Origin of the sequence: Streptomyces sp. NPDC087787 (genome assembly GCF_044743035.1) — a bacterium.
Taxonomy (GTDB): Bacteria; Actinomycetota; Actinomycetes; order Streptomycetales; family Streptomycetaceae; genus Streptomyces.
Genome location: NZ_JBIUVQ010000007.1, coordinates 207,757 through 221,875, shown reverse-complemented (window position 1 = coordinate 221,875; position 14,119 = coordinate 207,757). Strand labels below are relative to the sequence as shown.

Below are 14,119 nucleotides of genomic sequence, written 5' to 3'. Positions count from 1 at the left end.
TCGGAGTCGGAGTCGGAGCCGGTGAAGGTGCGCGCGCAGGGGGCTACGGCACCCGCGCCGTCCACCGCTCCGAACCGAACTTCGTCCGCGCCAGCTCCCGCGCGCGGGCCAGTTCCTCGTCGGTCGCCTTGCCGGCGGTCAGCCCGTACCGGGCGCGGAAGGACTCCACCATCCGCGCGATGACCGCCTCGCGGGGAAGCCCGGTCTGCCGGCGCAGCGGGTCCACCCGCTTCTTCGCGCTCCTGATGCCCTTGTCGGACAGTTTCTCCCGCCCGATCCGCAGCACCTCGACCATCTTGTCGGCGTCGATGTCGTACGACATGGTCACGTGGTGCAGCACAGCACCGGGTCCTCCGCCCGGTCCCACCATCCGCTTCTGCGCGGCGCCCGCGATCTTGCCCTGGTCGGTGGCGATGTCGTTCAGCGGCTGGTACCAGGCCCGGATGCCCATGTCGCCGAGCGCGCCGAGCACCCAGTCGTCCAGGTAGGCGTAGCTGTCCTGGAAGGACAGCCCCTGCACCAGCGCCTCCGGCACCGACAGGGAGTACGTGATCGTGTTGCCCGGCTCGACGAACATCGCGCCGCCGCCGGAGATCCGGCGCACCACCTCGACGCCGTGCCGCGCCGCCCCCTCGGGGTCCACCTCGTTGCGCAGCGACTGGAAACTGCCGATGATCACCGCGGGCGCCGCCCACTCCCACACGCGCAGGGTCGGCGGACGCCGGCCCGCCGCGACCTCCGCGGTCAGCACCTCGTCCAGGGCCATGTGCAGGGCGGGGGACTGCGGGCCGTCGTGGACGAGCTGCCAGTCGTAGTCCGTCCAGTCCGTGGCGTGCGCCAGCGCGCGGCGCACCGCGATCCCGACGCCCTCGGACGTCAGCCCGTACATCACGGTGCCCTCGGGCAGCCCCGCGTCGATCCGGGCGGCCAGGCCCGCCGCGTCGGTTTGGGAGGGGGCGCCCTCCAGCGCGCGGTTCACCGCGTCCAGCGCCTCGTCCGGCTCCAGGAAGAAGTCACCCGCCACGCGTACGTGCCGCAGCGCGCCGTCCTCCACCTCGACGTCCACGACGACGAGCTTCCCGCCGGGCACCTTGTACTCACCGTGCACCGTCCGACCTCCGATCTGCCGCAGCAGACCAACACCACGGGCCCCCGCGGTGTTCCCGGGGCCCGCGGGGGAGCGGGGAAGGTCACACGGGTCCCGGAGCGGAGGTTTCGTGGCGTGCCTGCGTCGGCGTCGTGCTGGGCAGGGGGAGATCGAGCAGTTCACGTATCCGGCGGACGTGGGTCTGCCCGTTGTGCTGGTCCACCGACCGCAGATGCCCGAGGTAGGTGTCCGCGTCGGACGCCTTGGCGGCCTGCTGCCAGAACGGCAGCCCTGCTTCGAGCTCCGCCACGAGTTGTTCGGCCGGCCGCTGCGCACCGGGCAGGTCGGCCTCCTTGAGCAGGCGGATGCTCTCGGCCTGCGCCTCGGCCATCTGGCCGGCCCAGGCCTTGGCTCCGTCGAGGTCCTCCTTGGGGCCCCGCACCGGACGGAGCATGCCCGTGGCGTTCAGCGGCTTCTCGGCGGAGAGGAAGGCCAGTTGACCCGAGTCCAGGTTGGACGCGTCGCGCCTGACCGAGGTGTCGATTCTCGCGTCGCCCTTCGGGCCCACCCAGCACCGCACGGTGCGGTTTCCGGCGGCCCAGTTCCGTTCGCTCGGATAGTAGAAGTAGGTCTGCAGCGGTCCGAAGGTCGCCGGGTCGAGTGAGTAGTCGAGAAAGAGCTTCCCGCACCGAGGCGTCGCGATCGCCGTGATCGTGTCGGGGCCCGGGAAGTCCCGCTGCCCGGAGAGCTTGAAGGAGGCGTACGCCTCCCCTCGGTGCGACGTGTCGCACGGCACCAGCTCCACACTCGCGTCATTCAGTGTCGACTGGTCCCGCTTGATCTCGGATCCCGGGTTGAAGCAGTCACCGGTCCGGAGCGAGTAGATCGTGGTCCACCCGCTGGTTGTGACGTCGCCGTCGCTGTCCCTGCCGGGAAGTGTCCACACCTTGAAGTCGGCCGTCCCCGCGACGAGGGCGGCCAGCAGCAGAACCACGCCGGAGACGGAGATACCGGCGATCGCGAGCCCCTTGCCCCGCTGCCCGTTCCTGGATATCTGCACCAGCGCGACGATGCCGAATATCAGCCCCAGGGGAGCGAGGCACACCAGCGAGGTCACCAGCGCCGTGACCGCGAAGCCGTTCAGCGTCGGCTGGACCGGCTGTCCCGCCGGGTTCCACTGTGGCCCCCAGGGCTGTCCCGGGCCGGGCGCGGACGCGGGCGGCTGAGGAGGATGGGACGGCGGGGGGAACGACATGGATTCCGAGCCTTTCTCGATACAACGGAGACCCGGCACCGGTCCATGCGCGTAGAAGGACGACGTGGTGAAGGCAGACCACGTCCAAGTGGATGGCGACGGGCTGTTCGTGTCGAAGCGCCGGTCGGCGCCTACGAAGTCCGTGCGGCGGGGGCGTTCTTCAGAGCGGTGACGAACGACGTCCAGGCGGGAGCCGTGACCGTGAGAACCGGGCCGTGGGAGAGCTTGGAGTCGCGGACGGGAATGATCCCCGTGAGCCCGTCGGCGACCTCGACGCAGTTCCCGCCGCTGCCGTTGCTGTAGCTGCTCTTGCGCCAGCGCGCCGCGCCGGGAAACGCGTCGGCGACCTCGACACAGTCCCCGCCGCTGCCGTTGCTGTAGCTGCTCTTGCGCCAGACGGCCGTGCTCAAGTCAATCCCGTTGCTTGCCATTTCGGTCATCAGCCGCTTCCTCGATCAGGGCGAGGGACGCCTCCGGTGGCAGTGCGGCGGCCCTCAGCAGATCGTACGACCTGCGGTACTCCTTCACGAGGCCTGGATCGTCGATGGTGTCCCCACTGTGCAGCGCCTCCGTGTAGACCAGGGGCGGGGCGTCCGGGAAGGTCATGATCTTCGCCGTGCCCAGCATGAACGGATGTGCCCCGCAGTTCCACGGAAGGATCTGTGGAACGATCCGGTGGCGCCGAGCCAGCGTCGCGATGTGCTCCAACTGTTCGGCCGTCTCCTGAGGCGACAGGATCGGCTGGCGCAGCAACGACTCGGAGAGGATCGCCCAATACACGGGCGTCCTGTGGTTGTCCTCGAAGAGGCGGCCCCGTGCCATGCGGGCCGCGACCTTCTCCTCCACCTCGTCGTCCGGTGCCAGCGGGTGCGTCGCCCGCACGACCGCCCGCGCGTAAGAGTCCGTCTGGAGCAGTCCCGGAATCAGGGTCGGGCACCACTCCTCAATGGCCTCCGCGTGCCTTTCCGCCTCCAGCACGCGCTCGAAGTAACGAGCGTGGCCCCGCCGCTTGGCGTTGCGCACGTCCTCGCAGCGGCGCTTGAAGAAGCCGTCCGTGCCCAGCACCCGGTCCACGTGCCCGGCCAGTTCCGCCGGCATCCGCCGCTCGCCCCGTTCGATCTCGCTGAGATGGCTCGGACCGTAGAAGCTGCCGTCGACCAGTTGCTGGAGCGTCAGCCCGGCCTCCTCCCTCTTCCAGCGCAACTCCTTGCCGTAGAAGGTGGGGACGCTTGCCGAGCCGTCGATGCCCTTGCGCTGTCCCATTGTTCACCGTCCTGGTGGCCGTTACCGTCCGTCTCCCGGCGTGTCCGCCCGAGTCCCGGCGGTTCCCCCTGGTGATGCCAACCGCGTCTGTCATACGCGCAGTTCAGGACGGGATCCCGAACCTCTGTCACGGTACGCGGCACGCCACCAGACTGTGAGCAGTTCGTCACAGAGCGCACTGGAAGGTGTGAACGCCCGATGCACGACCACTCCGACGTGATGCGGCCGCCCCTGACGCTGGAACTGCTTGCCACGCCGGGGGAGGTGCGGGAGGTGCGCAGGGAGATCCGCGCCTACGCGGCCGAGCCGTGCGCCGACCTCCAGCTCTGCGTGAGTGAACTCCTCACCAACGTGATCCGCCACCTCGGCGAGAGCGTCCCCGTGACCGTCCGCGTGTCCTGCACCCGCGACCGCACGCGACTGGAGGTCACCGACCCGGACCCGCGCGCCCTGCCCGTCCTGTGCCGGACGGCCGATGAGGACGACGAGTCCGGCCGCGGCCTCGCCCTGCTCGACGCGCTGAGCCTGCGGTGGGGGGTGGACCAGCGGCCCGGCAGCAAGACCGTGTGGTGCGAACTGCCGGCCCCGACGCCAGTCGTCGAGTGCGGTCGACACGGCGGCACGGCCATCACTTTCGTGTAATGAAGCCGTCAGCGGATTCCTCGTCTGCTGGCGGCAGAGGGTCTGCCGAAGGGGCCGGTGACCCTGTACGGCCCGTTCCACCGGAAAGGCAATGCAGACACCCGGACGACCGAGGGTCGCTCAGATGATGGTCGAGTCCGGCGAGTTGTGGGGCCGGGCCCCGAGGCAGGGAGGCAGGGAGGCAACGTCACCGCTCAGGCATGGCGTGGTCCGATTCCGAGGGACGCCAAGCCGGGAAGCCCGGAGTTCTACACCACCGTGAAGCCCAAGGCCTACCACCGCAGTATTACAGGACAGGCCGCGTGGGAGGCTGAGAGGAGGCTGGCGTCAGGTTCTTCGAAAAGGACGGCGACGAATGGGCCGCCGTCCCGATCATCATCACGGAGGTGAGGTAGGCATGGATCTGAGGAAGCTGGAGCCAGCAGGTCTGAAGCGGATCCGCGAACAGGATGTCAGCCCGCGTGACATCAGATGGCTCGTCCAGGTCGACGTCGAGCGTGCGGCACTCGAGGAGCGTTGGGGCGCGCCAGAGATCGCCCACGACGACTTCGCGAAGTGGTTCTGCTTCGCCTTCTCCCCGGCGGAGGGGGAGGCGTTCATCCTGCTGCTGCAGGTGGACCATCCCGTGGCCGGATTCGTCCTCAGCGTGACCAAGGGGCTCTTCTCCCCGGAGGCCGCCGAGCGGATTGTCCAGGCCCTGGACATTCCTGGTGCGCGGATCACTCGCACGAACGCCGAAGCCACCCCGTAGCATCCGACGCGCCCGGCGCCGGCCTCCCCTTCCCGGGGAATGGCCGCGCCGGTCGCGCGGGTGGTAGAGACGGATCGCAGTTGACTCACAGTTGCGGGATTCTCCCCCGGACCTATCCTGAGCGCCGATCAGTCCGGCTGATGCGCGGAAACAGTGAGGTAGGACGCCGCATGTTCACCACCCGCCCCACCCTCCAGGGCACCTTCGGCATGGTGTCGTCCACCCACTGGCTCGCCTCGCAGTCGGCGATGGCCGTGCTGGAGGACGGCGGCAACGCATACGACGCCGCCGTGGCCGGCGCCTTCGTGCTGCATGTGGTGGAGCCGCACCTGAACGGGCCCGCCGGTGAGGTGCCGATCCTGCTCGCCCCGGCGGGCGGCGAGGTGCGGGTGCTGTGCGGGCAGGGTGTCGCCCCGGCCGGGGCGACGGTCGCGCGCTACCGGGCGCTGGGCCTGGACCTCGTACCCGGCACCGGCCCGCTGGCCGCCGCCGTGCCGGGCGCGTTCGACGCGTGGATGGTGCTGCTGCGCGACCACGGAACCAAATCCCTCGACGACGTCCTGAAGTACGCCGTCGGATACGCCGAGCACGGGCACGCACCCGTGGAGCGCGTCGGCGAGACCGTCGAGACCGTGCGGAGGCTGTTCGAGACCGAGTGGACCTCGTCCGCCGAGGTCTACCTGCCCGGCGGACGCGCACCGCGCCCCGGCACGCTGCTGCGCAACCCCGCGCTCGCCGCCACCTGGAAGCGGCTGCTCGCCGAGACGGCGGGCGCGGGGGACCGGGAGGCACGGATCGAGGCCGCGCGGGAGGTGTGGCGGGCGGGTTTCGTCGCCGAGGCGCTGGTGCGGCAGGCCGGGCGGCCGACGCTGGACACCAGCGGCGAACGCCACAGCGGCACCCTGACGGCCGCCGACCTCGCCGCCTGGTCCGCGACGTACGAGACCCCGGCGTCGTACGACTGGAACGGCTGGACCGTGTGCAAGGCCGGCCCCTGGAGTCAGGGCCCGGTCCTTCTCCAGCAACTCGCGCTGCTCCCAGGCGAGTTGCCGCCGTACGGCTCCGCCGACTACGTCCACCTGCTCATCGAGGGCTGCAAGCTCGCCATGGCCGACCGGGAGGCCTGGTACGGGGACGCCGCCGAGGTGCCGCTGGCCGAGCTGCTGTCGGCGCCGTACAACGCCGAGCGGCGCAGGCTGATCGGTGCGAGCGCCTCGTACGAGCTGCGGCCCGGCAGCCCCGGCGGGCGCGTGCCGCGGCTGAGCACGCACGCGCACGTGGCGGGAGCAGAGGAGGGCGAGTTCGACGCGATGGGGGTCGGGGAGCCGACGTTCGCCAAGAGCCCCGCGTCACCCGTGCCGGGCGAGCCCGAGGTGGCCGCGGACGGCGGCACCCGCGGTGACACCTGCCACATCGACGTCGTCGACGGCTGGGGCAACATGGTCGCCGCAACCCCCAGCGGCGGCTGGCTCCAGTCCAACCCCGTCGTACCCGAGCTGGGTTTCCCGCTCGGCACCCGCCTCCAGATGGCCTGGCTGGAGGAGGGCCTGCCCAACTCGCTGACGCCGGGCCGCCGTCCACGCACCACCCTCAGCCCCTCGATCGCGCTGCGCGACGGGGAGCCCGTCATGGCGTTCGGCACGCCCGGCGGGGACCAGCAGGACCAGTGGCAGACGCACTTCTTCCTCGCGGTCGCGCTGCGCGCAGCCGTCCGCGGCGGCCTCGACCTCCAGGGCGCCGTCGACGCCCCGAACTGGCACAACGACAGCTTCCCCGGCTCCTTCTACCCGCGCGGGACGCGGCCCGGCAGCGTCACCGTCGAGTCCCGCACGGACGCGGAGGTCGTCAGCGAGCTGCGGCGCCGCGGTCATGACCTGACCGTGGGCGGGCCGTGGTCCGAGGGGCGCCTGTGCGCCGTCGCGCGCTGCCCCGAGACCGGCATCCTGTCCGCGGCCGCCAACCCGCGGGGGATGCAGGGGTACGCGGTCGGCCGGTGAGGCGGCCGGGCGGCGTCCGGCACGCGCCGGCCGCGGGCGCCCACCGACCGTCCCCGATGTCCGATGACGGGTGTTCACGCCGATTCCACCCGGAGTGCACCGGCCCGGCGGGGAATGTCAGTGGGGCATGTTCTCATGGAGGCATGATCGAAGAGACGGAAACCATCGAAGAGTTTCTCGCACGTCACTCGGCCGACGTGGAGGAGGCGGTCCGCAAGGCGGCCGCGGCCGAGATCATGCCCCGCTTCCGCCGGCTGGCGGAGCACGAGGTGGACCAGAAGGCGGGACCGCACGACCTGGTGACGGACGCCGACCGACTGGCCGAGCGGTACCTCACGGACACGCTCGGCGCCCTGCTGCCGGGTTCGGTCGTGGTCGGCGAGGAGGCGGTGCACGCCGATCCGGCGGTGTACGAGGCGATACAGGGCGACGCCCCGGTCTGGATCGTCGACCCGGTCGACGGCACACGGCAGTTCGTGCACGGCGACCCCGGCTTCTGCACCCTGGTCGCCCTCGCCCGGCACGGAGTCCTGCTCGCCTCCTGGACGTACGCGCCGGCGCGCGACCAGCTCGCCACGGCCGTACGCGGTCGGGGCGCCTTCCTCGACGGTGTGCGCCTGCGCAGCGGTGCGCCCGAGCCGGGGCGGCCCCTCGAAGTCGCCACGTCCCACCCCGACTACACGACGGACGCGGAGAAGCAGGCCCTGCGCGGCCTGTGGGCGGACGGGGTCGCACCGCGTCCCTGCGGCTCGGCCGGGCTGGAGTATCTCGCCATCGCCCGGGGCGAGTTGGACGCCACTGCCTTCTGCTGGGAGGCAGCATGGGACCACGCGGCGGGCCTGCTCCTGGTCGAGGAGGCCGGCGGCGCCCATCAGACCCTGACCGGCGCCCCCTTCCGCATCACGGGCGGCAACACCCTGCCCTTCACAGCGGCCCGGGACACGGCGACGGCCCGCCGGATCACGGACCTGCTCTCGGCCCCGGAGACGGAAGGCGCGCCCCTGGCCCTGTGACCCCGGCAGAGGGCGGAGCCGCCCTCGCCTCCGGCCGAGGTCGCCCAGGCAGCCGGGGCGCCCCCTCCCACACGGTCGCCCAGGCATCCGGGCCGCCTCCTCCCGCACCGCCCTGCCCCTGCCGGCGCCGCCCGAGGTGCCCGGGGGATCCCGGGCCCGCCGACCCGCCCCCCCCGTGTCGGTGGTGCGGCATATCCTGGGGCTGAGTGGCCATCGGCTGACTAGGGGGTCCGAAGGTGCCGTCGATGCTCGATGCGGTCGTGGTGGGTGCGGGGCCGAACGGACTGACCGCTGCCGTGGAGCTGGCCCGCCGCGGCTTCGACGTGGCGGTGTTCGAGGCGCGGGACACCGTGGGCGGCGGTGCCCGCACCGAGGAGCTCACCCTGCCCGGCTTCCGGCACGACCCGTGCTCCGCCGCGCACCCCCTCGGCATCAACTCGCCCGCGTTCCGCGCCCTGCCCCTGGAGCGCTACGGTCTCGAATGGCTGCACGCCGAGCTGCCCATGGCGCACCCCTTCCCGGACGGCACCGCGGCCGTGCTGTCCCGTTCCGTCGCGGAGACGGCCGCCTCCTTCGGACCGCGCGACGCGGGCACGTACCGCAGACTGGTCCAGCCGTTCCTGCCCAGGTGGGACACCCTCGCCCGCGACTTCATGTCGCTGCCCCTGACCGCGCTGCCGCGCGACCCGGTCACCCTGGCCCGCTTCGGCCTGGTCGGCCTGCCCCCGTCCACCTGGCTGATGCGCCGGTTCCGGGACGAGCGGGCCAGGACCCTCTTCGCCGGACTCGTCGCCCACGTCATGGCACCCCTCGGCGGCTTCGCCACCGGCGCCGTCGGCCTGGTCTTCGCGCTCGCCGCGCACGCCCGCGGCTGGCCGGTGGCCCGCGGCGGCTCGCAGGCGATCTCCGACGCCCTCGCCGCGTACCTCAAGGACCTCGGCGGCACCGTGCACACCGACTACGAGGTCAAGCGGCTCGACGACCTGCCGCCCGCGCGGGCGTACGTCTTCGACACCTCGCCCACCGCGCTGGCCCGCATCGCCGGACTCGGCCGCTACTACGACGGCTACCGCTACGGCCCCGGCGTCTTCAAGATCGACTACGCCCTGGACGGCCCCGTGCCGTGGACCGCGCGGGAGCCCCGCGGCGCCGGCACCGTGCAGATCGGTGCCGACAGCGCCGAGATCAACAGCGCACTGCGCGCCGCGTCCCGCGAGGGCCACGCACCCGACCGGCCCTTCCTCATCACCGTCCAGCCCAGCGTCGCCGACCCCACCCGCGCCCCCGAGGGCAAGCAGGTCTTCTGGGCGTACGGCCATGTCCCCAACGGCTGGACCGGCGACCTCACCGACGTCGTGGAACGCCAGCTCGAACGCTTCGCCCCCGGCTTCCGCGACCGCGTACTCGCCCGCGCCACCGCGGGACCGCCCGAGATCGCCGCCCGCAACGCCAACTACGTCGGCGGCGACATCGGCTCCGGCGCGGCCTCCGGGCTCCAGCTCCTGCTGCGCCCGAAACCGTCGCTCTTCCCGTACGGCACCCCGCACCCGGCCGTCTTCATCTGCTCGTCGGCCACCCCGCCGGGCCCCGGCGTGCACGGCATGTCGGGGCACAACGCCGCGAAGGCCGTCTGGAGGAGGCTGCGTCAGACATGACCACCGCCATCACGCTCGTCCAGGGCGACATCACCAGGCAGCGGGCCGACGCGATCGTCAACGCCGCCAACTCCTCCCTCCTCGGCGGCGGTGGCGTCGACGGCGCCATCCACCGCCGCGGCGGCCCGGCGATCCTCGAGGAGTGCCGCGCCCTGCGCGCCTCCCGGTACGGCAGGGGTTTGCCCACGGGCCAGGCGGTCGCCACCACGGCCGGCGAACTGGACGCCCTCTGGGTGATCCACACCGTCGGCCCCGTCCACAGCGGCGCCGAGGACCGCTCGCACCTGCTGGCCTCCTGCTACCGCACGTCCCTCCACGTCGCCGACGAGCTGGGCGCGCGTACGGTGGCGTTCCCGGCGATCTCCACAGGTGTCTACCGCTGGCCGATGGACGGCGCGGCCCGGATCGCGGTGGAGACCGTGCGAGAGACCGTGCGGGAGACAGGCACCTCGGTCGAGGAGGTCCGCTTCGTCCTCTTCGACGACCGGGCCTACGAGGCGTTCGCGGCGCAGGTCGGCTGACCTGGCCGATTCCCGTCCGGGACGGAACTCCGGCAAATTGCCCTATAAAATGATGAATTATGGCGGGTAGGAGCCGAGGCGGACTCGGTCACGCCGGCGTCGGCCGTCATCGGGCGGTGGCGCCGCCGTGATCTGGGAGATGCTGGGCCTGGGTTTCGTGCTCAGCCTGGACAACTTCCGGGTGGCGATCGCGCTCGGCACCGTCCCCTTCGGCCTGAAACGCGCGGTGCAGGTCGCGCTGACCTTCGGGCTGTGGGACGCGGTCATGCCCCTGGTCGGGCTGCTGATCGGCCGCGAGATCGGGGAGGCCGTCGGGGGCGTCGCGGATGTGGTGGGCGCGGTCGCGCTCGGCGCCTACGGCCTCTACCTCGTCATCTCGGCCCTCCGCAACCCCGAGCCGGACGAGCTGGACCACCCGTGGGCGCTGTTCGGCATCCCGCTGACGCTGAGCCTGGACAACCTGGTGGCCGGGGCGAGCCTCGGGATCCTCGGACTCTCGCCCTGGGTCGCGGCCCCCGTCTTCGGCCTCATCACGGCCGTGATGTCGCTGATCGGGCTCCAGCTCGGGCGGGCCGCCGCGCGCCTCGTCCGGATCCGCGCGGACCTGGTGAGCGGGGTCAGCCTGATCATCGCCGCCGCGGTGCTGCCGCTGGTGTTCGGCGGCTAGCCCGGTGCGCACGGGGGACCAGCGCGGGCGCTTCGGACCGCGAGCCGGCGTTGGCGGCCTCGACCGCCCGGGCGACCAGATCGTGGTCGGGCGACAGATGGCAGACCGGGTCGGTGCGGGCCGCGTCGCCGGTGAGCAGGAACGCCTGGCAGCGGCACCCGCCGAAGTCGACCTCCCGCCGGGGGCAGCTCCGGCAGGGTTCCGGCATCCAGTCGGTCCCCCGGAACGCGTTCATCACCGGGGAGTCGGCCCAGATCCGCTCCAGCGAATCCTCCCGCACACTGGCCCGCGGCAACGGCAGGGACTGGGCGGCCGGACAGGGCAGCACGTCACCGTTGGGCGTCACCGTCAGCAGCCGGGAGGCCCAGCCGTCCATGCAGGGCTTCGGGTAGCGGCTGTAGTAGTCGGGGAGGACGTAGATGATGTCCATGCGGTCCCGCAGCCGCTCGCGGGCGGCCCGTGCGACGGCCTCGGCCGCCTCCAGCTGGGCCCGGCTCGGCAGCAGCGCGGCACGGTTGCGCCAGGCCCAGCCGTAGTACTGGGTGTTGGCCAGCTCCACCCGGTCCGCGCCCGCCTCCTCGGCCAGCCCCAGCACCTCGGCGACGTGGTCGATGTTGTACCGGTGCAGCACCACGTTCACGGTGAGCGGCCAGCCCAGCTCCTTGACCACTCCCATCGCCTCGATCTTGTGCCGGAAGGACGGGATCCCGGCGATCCGGTCGGACACGGACGGCTCGTCGGCCTGGATGCTGATCTGCACATGGTCAAGGCCCGCGGCCCGCAACCGCTCGGCCCTCGGACGCGAGAACCCGACGGCGCTGGTGATGAGGTTGGTGTAGAGACCCAGGTCGTTGGCGACCGCCACGATCTCCACCAGGTCGCGCCGCAGCAGCGGCTCCCCGCCGGAAAGATGGCACTGGAGCACCCCCAGGTCGGCGGCCTCGGCCAGCACCCACCGCCACTCCTCGGTGGCCAGCTCGTCCCGGTAGTCGCCCAGGTTCAGCGGGTTCGAGCAGTACGGGCAGGCCAGCGGGCACCGGTAGGTCAGCTCGGCGAGCAGTCCGTACGGGCTATCCATCGGCGAGCTCCACCCAGCGCCGGGCGACGAGCCGGGCCAGGAACCGCCGCACCTCGTCGCCGGGAACGGAGTCGTAGCGCGCGCCCAGCTCCGCCACGATCTCGGCCACGGTGTGCCGCCCGTCGCACAGCCTCAGGATGTCCGCGCCGCTGCCGTTCAGCACCACCACCGTCTCGGGGTGCAGCAGGACCGGACGCTGCCTGGTCCGGGAGAAGGCCAGCCGGACATGGCGCGCGAGCCGGGGCCGGTCCGAGCCGGACACCTCGACGCCGGGGCGGGTTCCGGCGGTCGTCTGCTTCGTTCCGGTGGGATTCGGGTCCATGATGGTCACTCCGGATAGGCCTGGTCGACGGCGTCCATCAGGCTCCACAGGACGTCGCACTTGAACGACAGCGCGTCGAGGGCGCGCGCCTGGGACTCGGCGGAGAGGCAGTGCGCGGTGACCACCTCCAGGGCGTGCTCGCAGTCGCGGGGCGCCTGCTCCAGGCGGGCCCGGAAATACGCGAGACCCTCGGGGTCGATCCACGGGTACCACCGCTCGAACGCGGCCAGCCGTGCCGCCATCAGGTCCGGCGCGAACAGCTCGGTGAGCGAGGACGCCACCGCTTCCACCCACGGGCGGGTCCGCGTGAAGGTGACGTAGGCGTCGACGGCGAACCGCACCCCGGGTACCAGGTGCCGGTGGTCCCGGACCTCCTCGCGGGTCAGCCCGGCGGCCTCGCCGAGACGCAGCCATGCCTCGATGCCGCCCTCGCCGGCGGCGGTGCCGTCGTGGTCGAGGATCCGCCGGACCCACCGGCGCCGTACCTCCACGTCCGGGCAGTTGGAGAGGATCGCGGCGTCCTTGCGGGGGATGTTCTCCTGGTAGTAGAAGCGGTTGGCCACCCAGCCCCGGATCTGCCCGCGACTGAGCCGGCCGGCGTTCATCCGGACGTGGAACGGGTGCTGGTCGTGGTACCGCCGCGAGTGGTCCCGCAGCGCCTCGACGAAGCCGTCGGCGCCGGTCCTCGTGGTCGTCGTTGTCGTCACGGCTCTACACCCGGACTTCCAGACCGTCCATGGCCACTTCCATGCCGCTCTCCTCCACCGTACGCCGCTCGGGTGTGTCCTCCAGAAGGACCGGATTGGTGTTGTTCATGTGCACGAAGATCGTCCGGCCCACGCCGAGCGACGGGAGCTGGGCCAGGCTGCCGTCCGGGCCGCCGATGGGCAGATGGCCCATCTCCCGGGACGTCTTGGCGGCCAGGCCGAGTCGTACGAGCTCGTCGTCGCTCCAGCAGGTTCCGTCGATCAGCAGGCAGGCGCAGCCCTCGATCTCCGCGCGCAGCTCCGGCGTCAGCGACTGCACCCCCGGCAGGTACACCAGCGTTGCCCCGCCGCGCTCGTCGGTCAGCCGGTAGCCGACGACGCGGCCGTGGTCCGTCCCGGTGCCGAAGCGGTCGCGCTTGCTGGTGGGTACGTCGAACGCCCGGCAGGACAGCCCGTCCGCCAGGGCGAGACCGGCGCCGGGGACCACCGCCTGCCACTCCACCGGGCAGTAGCGTTCGAGCGTGCGCAGGACCCCCGAGCCGCTGAGCAGGGTCTCGTGCATCGCGGGTGTGGCGTACAGCCGCAGGGCGCGGGCCTCGCGCAGCAGAAGCAGGCCGAGCGTGTGGTCCAGCTCGGCGTCGGTGAGCAGCACCGCCTCCAGCGGCGTGGTGCGGCCGTCGTGCGGGTGCAGGCCGGGGAAGGCCTCGATCTGGGTGCGGACGTCGGGTGAGGCGTTGACGAGGAACCACCTGCGGCCGTCGGCGCTGACCGCGACCGACGACTGCGTGCGCGCGAGTCCGGTCCGGGAGCGGACCTCGGTGCACACCGGGCAGCCGCAGTTCCACTGCGGGGAGCCGCCCCCCGCCGCCGAGCCCAGTACGCGCAGCAACACTCCGGCACTCCGTTCGTCGAGGGTCCGGGCCCGTCACGGGCCCTGCGTTCACGGCCGCCCGTGGCCGTTCGCCGTCCGTGGCCGTACCGAGCGTCCGGAGGGCGCCGGACCAGGTCCGGCGCCCTCCCGCACCCGCCGGTCCGCGGTTCGCTAGTCCTCCAGCCGGGCGACGTACATGGTCACCTCGGCCGCGACCGCGATCTCCTCGAACTCGGGCGTCTCCCACACTTCGAGCTGGGACTCCATGGATTCACCTCCTCTCCGCCCGC

At 72.1% G+C, this 14,119-nt stretch carries 16 protein-coding genes; 7 read left to right on the top strand and 9 right to left on the bottom strand.

Going from position 1 to position 14,119, the window contains the following annotated elements; genetic code table 11:
• Positions 1-43: 43 nt before the first annotated feature.
• The 4 genes from ACIOWN_RS14080 to ACIOWN_RS14065 all read right to left on the bottom strand — a co-directional run bounded on the left by ACIOWN_RS14080 (position 44) and on the right by ACIOWN_RS14065 (position 3,605).
• Complete coding sequence (locus tag ACIOWN_RS14080) at positions 44-1,108, bottom strand: biotin/lipoate A/B protein ligase family protein (protein ID WP_401982322.1); 1,065 nt, start codon at positions 1,106-1,108, stop codon at positions 44-46.
• An 82-nt stretch (positions 1,109-1,190) separates the two neighbouring features.
• Positions 1,191-2,342 carry a DUF4190 domain-containing protein gene (locus tag ACIOWN_RS14075; RefSeq protein ID WP_401982321.1) on the bottom strand — a complete coding sequence of 384 codons (1,152 nt, stop codon included), beginning with the start codon at positions 2,340-2,342 and terminating at the stop codon, positions 1,191-1,193.
• Positions 2,343-2,473: 131 nt separating this feature from the next.
• The gene (locus ACIOWN_RS14070) at positions 2,474-2,752 is read right to left on the bottom strand and encodes a DUF397 domain-containing protein (protein ID WP_362354019.1); all 279 of its coding nucleotides are present in this window, start codon (positions 2,750-2,752) and stop codon (positions 2,474-2,476) included.
• A 1-nt stretch (position 2,753) separates the two neighbouring features.
• The gene (locus tag ACIOWN_RS14065) at positions 2,754-3,605 is read right to left on the bottom strand and encodes a helix-turn-helix transcriptional regulator (RefSeq protein ID WP_401982319.1); all 852 of its coding nucleotides are present in this window, start codon (positions 3,603-3,605) and stop codon (positions 2,754-2,756) included.
• A gap of 198 nt (positions 3,606-3,803) precedes the next feature.
• On the opposite strand from ACIOWN_RS14065, the gene ACIOWN_RS14060 reads away from it, so the two are divergent.
• The 7 genes from ACIOWN_RS14060 to ACIOWN_RS14030 all read left to right on the top strand — a co-directional run bounded on the left by ACIOWN_RS14060 (position 3,804) and on the right by ACIOWN_RS14030 (position 10,851).
• The gene (locus tag ACIOWN_RS14060; protein WP_401982318.1) at positions 3,804-4,247 is read left to right on the top strand and encodes an ATP-binding protein; all 444 of its coding nucleotides are present in this window, start codon (positions 3,804-3,806) and stop codon (positions 4,245-4,247) included.
• A gap of 397 nt (positions 4,248-4,644) precedes the next feature.
• Positions 4,645-4,998: a hypothetical protein gene (locus tag ACIOWN_RS14055; protein WP_401982317.1), complete on the top strand. Its 354-nt coding sequence runs from the start codon at positions 4,645-4,647 to the stop codon at positions 4,996-4,998.
• 170 nt (positions 4,999-5,168) lie between these two features.
• Positions 5,169-6,995, top strand: coding sequence for a gamma-glutamyltransferase family protein (locus ACIOWN_RS14050; RefSeq protein WP_401982315.1), 1,827 nt, complete (start codon positions 5,169-5,171; stop codon positions 6,993-6,995).
• A gap of 143 nt (positions 6,996-7,138) precedes the next feature.
• Positions 7,139-8,008, top strand: a complete 870-nt coding sequence (locus ACIOWN_RS14045; RefSeq protein ID WP_401982314.1) for an inositol monophosphatase family protein — start codon at positions 7,139-7,141, stop codon at positions 8,006-8,008.
• A gap of 245 nt (positions 8,009-8,253) precedes the next feature.
• Entirely contained in the window at positions 8,254-9,663 is a 1,410-nt protein-coding gene (locus tag ACIOWN_RS14040; protein ID WP_401982313.1) for a phytoene desaturase family protein, read from the top strand.
• A complete protein-coding gene (locus ACIOWN_RS14035; protein ID WP_362354007.1) occupies positions 9,660-10,184 on the top strand; it encodes an O-acetyl-ADP-ribose deacetylase in 525 nt (174 codons plus the stop codon). Before ACIOWN_RS14040 ends, ACIOWN_RS14035 begins: the two co-directional genes overlap by 4 nt.
• Positions 10,185-10,311: 127 nt before the next feature.
• On the top strand, positions 10,312-10,851 hold the full coding sequence (locus ACIOWN_RS14030; RefSeq protein WP_362354004.1) for a manganese efflux pump: 540 nt from the start codon (positions 10,312-10,314) through the stop codon (positions 10,849-10,851).
• On the opposite strand, the gene pqqE is transcribed toward ACIOWN_RS14030, so the two are convergent.
• The 5 genes from pqqE to pqqA all read right to left on the bottom strand — a co-directional run bounded on the left by pqqE (position 10,811) and on the right by pqqA (position 14,096).
• Positions 10,811-11,929 (bottom strand): pyrroloquinoline quinone biosynthesis protein PqqE, encoded by a 1,119-nt coding sequence (gene pqqE / locus ACIOWN_RS14025; RefSeq protein WP_401982312.1) that lies wholly within the window; start codon positions 11,927-11,929, stop codon positions 10,811-10,813. The genes ACIOWN_RS14030 and pqqE overlap by 41 nt on opposite strands.
• Positions 11,922-12,251, bottom strand: coding sequence for a pyrroloquinoline quinone biosynthesis peptide chaperone PqqD (pqqD, locus tag ACIOWN_RS14020; protein ID WP_362354000.1), 330 nt, complete (start codon positions 12,249-12,251; stop codon positions 11,922-11,924). The genes pqqE and pqqD overlap by 8 nt, the downstream gene beginning before the upstream one ends.
• A gap of 5 nt (positions 12,252-12,256) precedes the next feature.
• Complete coding sequence (pqqC, locus tag ACIOWN_RS14015) at positions 12,257-12,958, bottom strand: pyrroloquinoline-quinone synthase PqqC (protein ID WP_362353998.1); 702 nt, start codon at positions 12,956-12,958, stop codon at positions 12,257-12,259.
• Positions 12,959-12,962: 4 nt separating this feature from the next.
• On the bottom strand, positions 12,963-13,850 hold the full coding sequence (gene pqqB / locus ACIOWN_RS14010) for a pyrroloquinoline quinone biosynthesis protein PqqB (RefSeq protein WP_401982310.1): 888 nt from the start codon (positions 13,848-13,850) through the stop codon (positions 12,963-12,965).
• A 150-nt stretch (positions 13,851-14,000) separates the two neighbouring features.
• Positions 14,001-14,096, bottom strand: coding sequence for a pyrroloquinoline quinone precursor peptide PqqA (gene pqqA, locus ACIOWN_RS14005; RefSeq protein WP_100566564.1), 96 nt, complete (start codon positions 14,094-14,096; stop codon positions 14,001-14,003).
• Positions 14,097-14,119: the final 23 nt, after the last annotated feature.

Coding starts and splice junctions, on each gene's coding strand:
- ACIOWN_RS14060 (WP_401982318.1), top strand. CDS start 3,804: ATGCACGACCACTCCGACGTGATGCGGCCGCCCCTGACGCTGGAACTG.
- pqqA (WP_100566564.1), bottom strand. CDS start 14,096: ATGGAGTCCCAGCTCGAAGTGTGGGAGACGCCCGAGTTCGAGGAGATC.
- pqqD (WP_362354000.1), bottom strand. CDS start 12,251: ATGGACCCGAATCCCACCGGAACGAAGCAGACGACCGCCGGAACCCGC.
- ACIOWN_RS14065 (WP_401982319.1), bottom strand. CDS start 3,605: ATGGGACAGCGCAAGGGCATCGACGGCTCGGCAAGCGTCCCCACCTTC.
- ACIOWN_RS14045 (WP_401982314.1), top strand. CDS start 7,139: ATGATCGAAGAGACGGAAACCATCGAAGAGTTTCTCGCACGTCACTCG.
- ACIOWN_RS14035 (WP_362354007.1), top strand. CDS start 9,660: ATGACCACCGCCATCACGCTCGTCCAGGGCGACATCACCAGGCAGCGG.
- pqqE (WP_401982312.1), bottom strand. CDS start 11,929: ATGGATAGCCCGTACGGACTGCTCGCCGAGCTGACCTACCGGTGCCCG.
- ACIOWN_RS14055 (WP_401982317.1), top strand. CDS start 4,645: ATGGATCTGAGGAAGCTGGAGCCAGCAGGTCTGAAGCGGATCCGCGAA.
- ACIOWN_RS14050 (WP_401982315.1), top strand. CDS start 5,169: ATGTTCACCACCCGCCCCACCCTCCAGGGCACCTTCGGCATGGTGTCG.
- ACIOWN_RS14040 (WP_401982313.1), top strand. CDS start 8,254: ATGCTCGATGCGGTCGTGGTGGGTGCGGGGCCGAACGGACTGACCGCT.
- ACIOWN_RS14075 (WP_401982321.1), bottom strand. CDS start 2,342: ATGTCGTTCCCCCCGCCGTCCCATCCTCCTCAGCCGCCCGCGTCCGCG.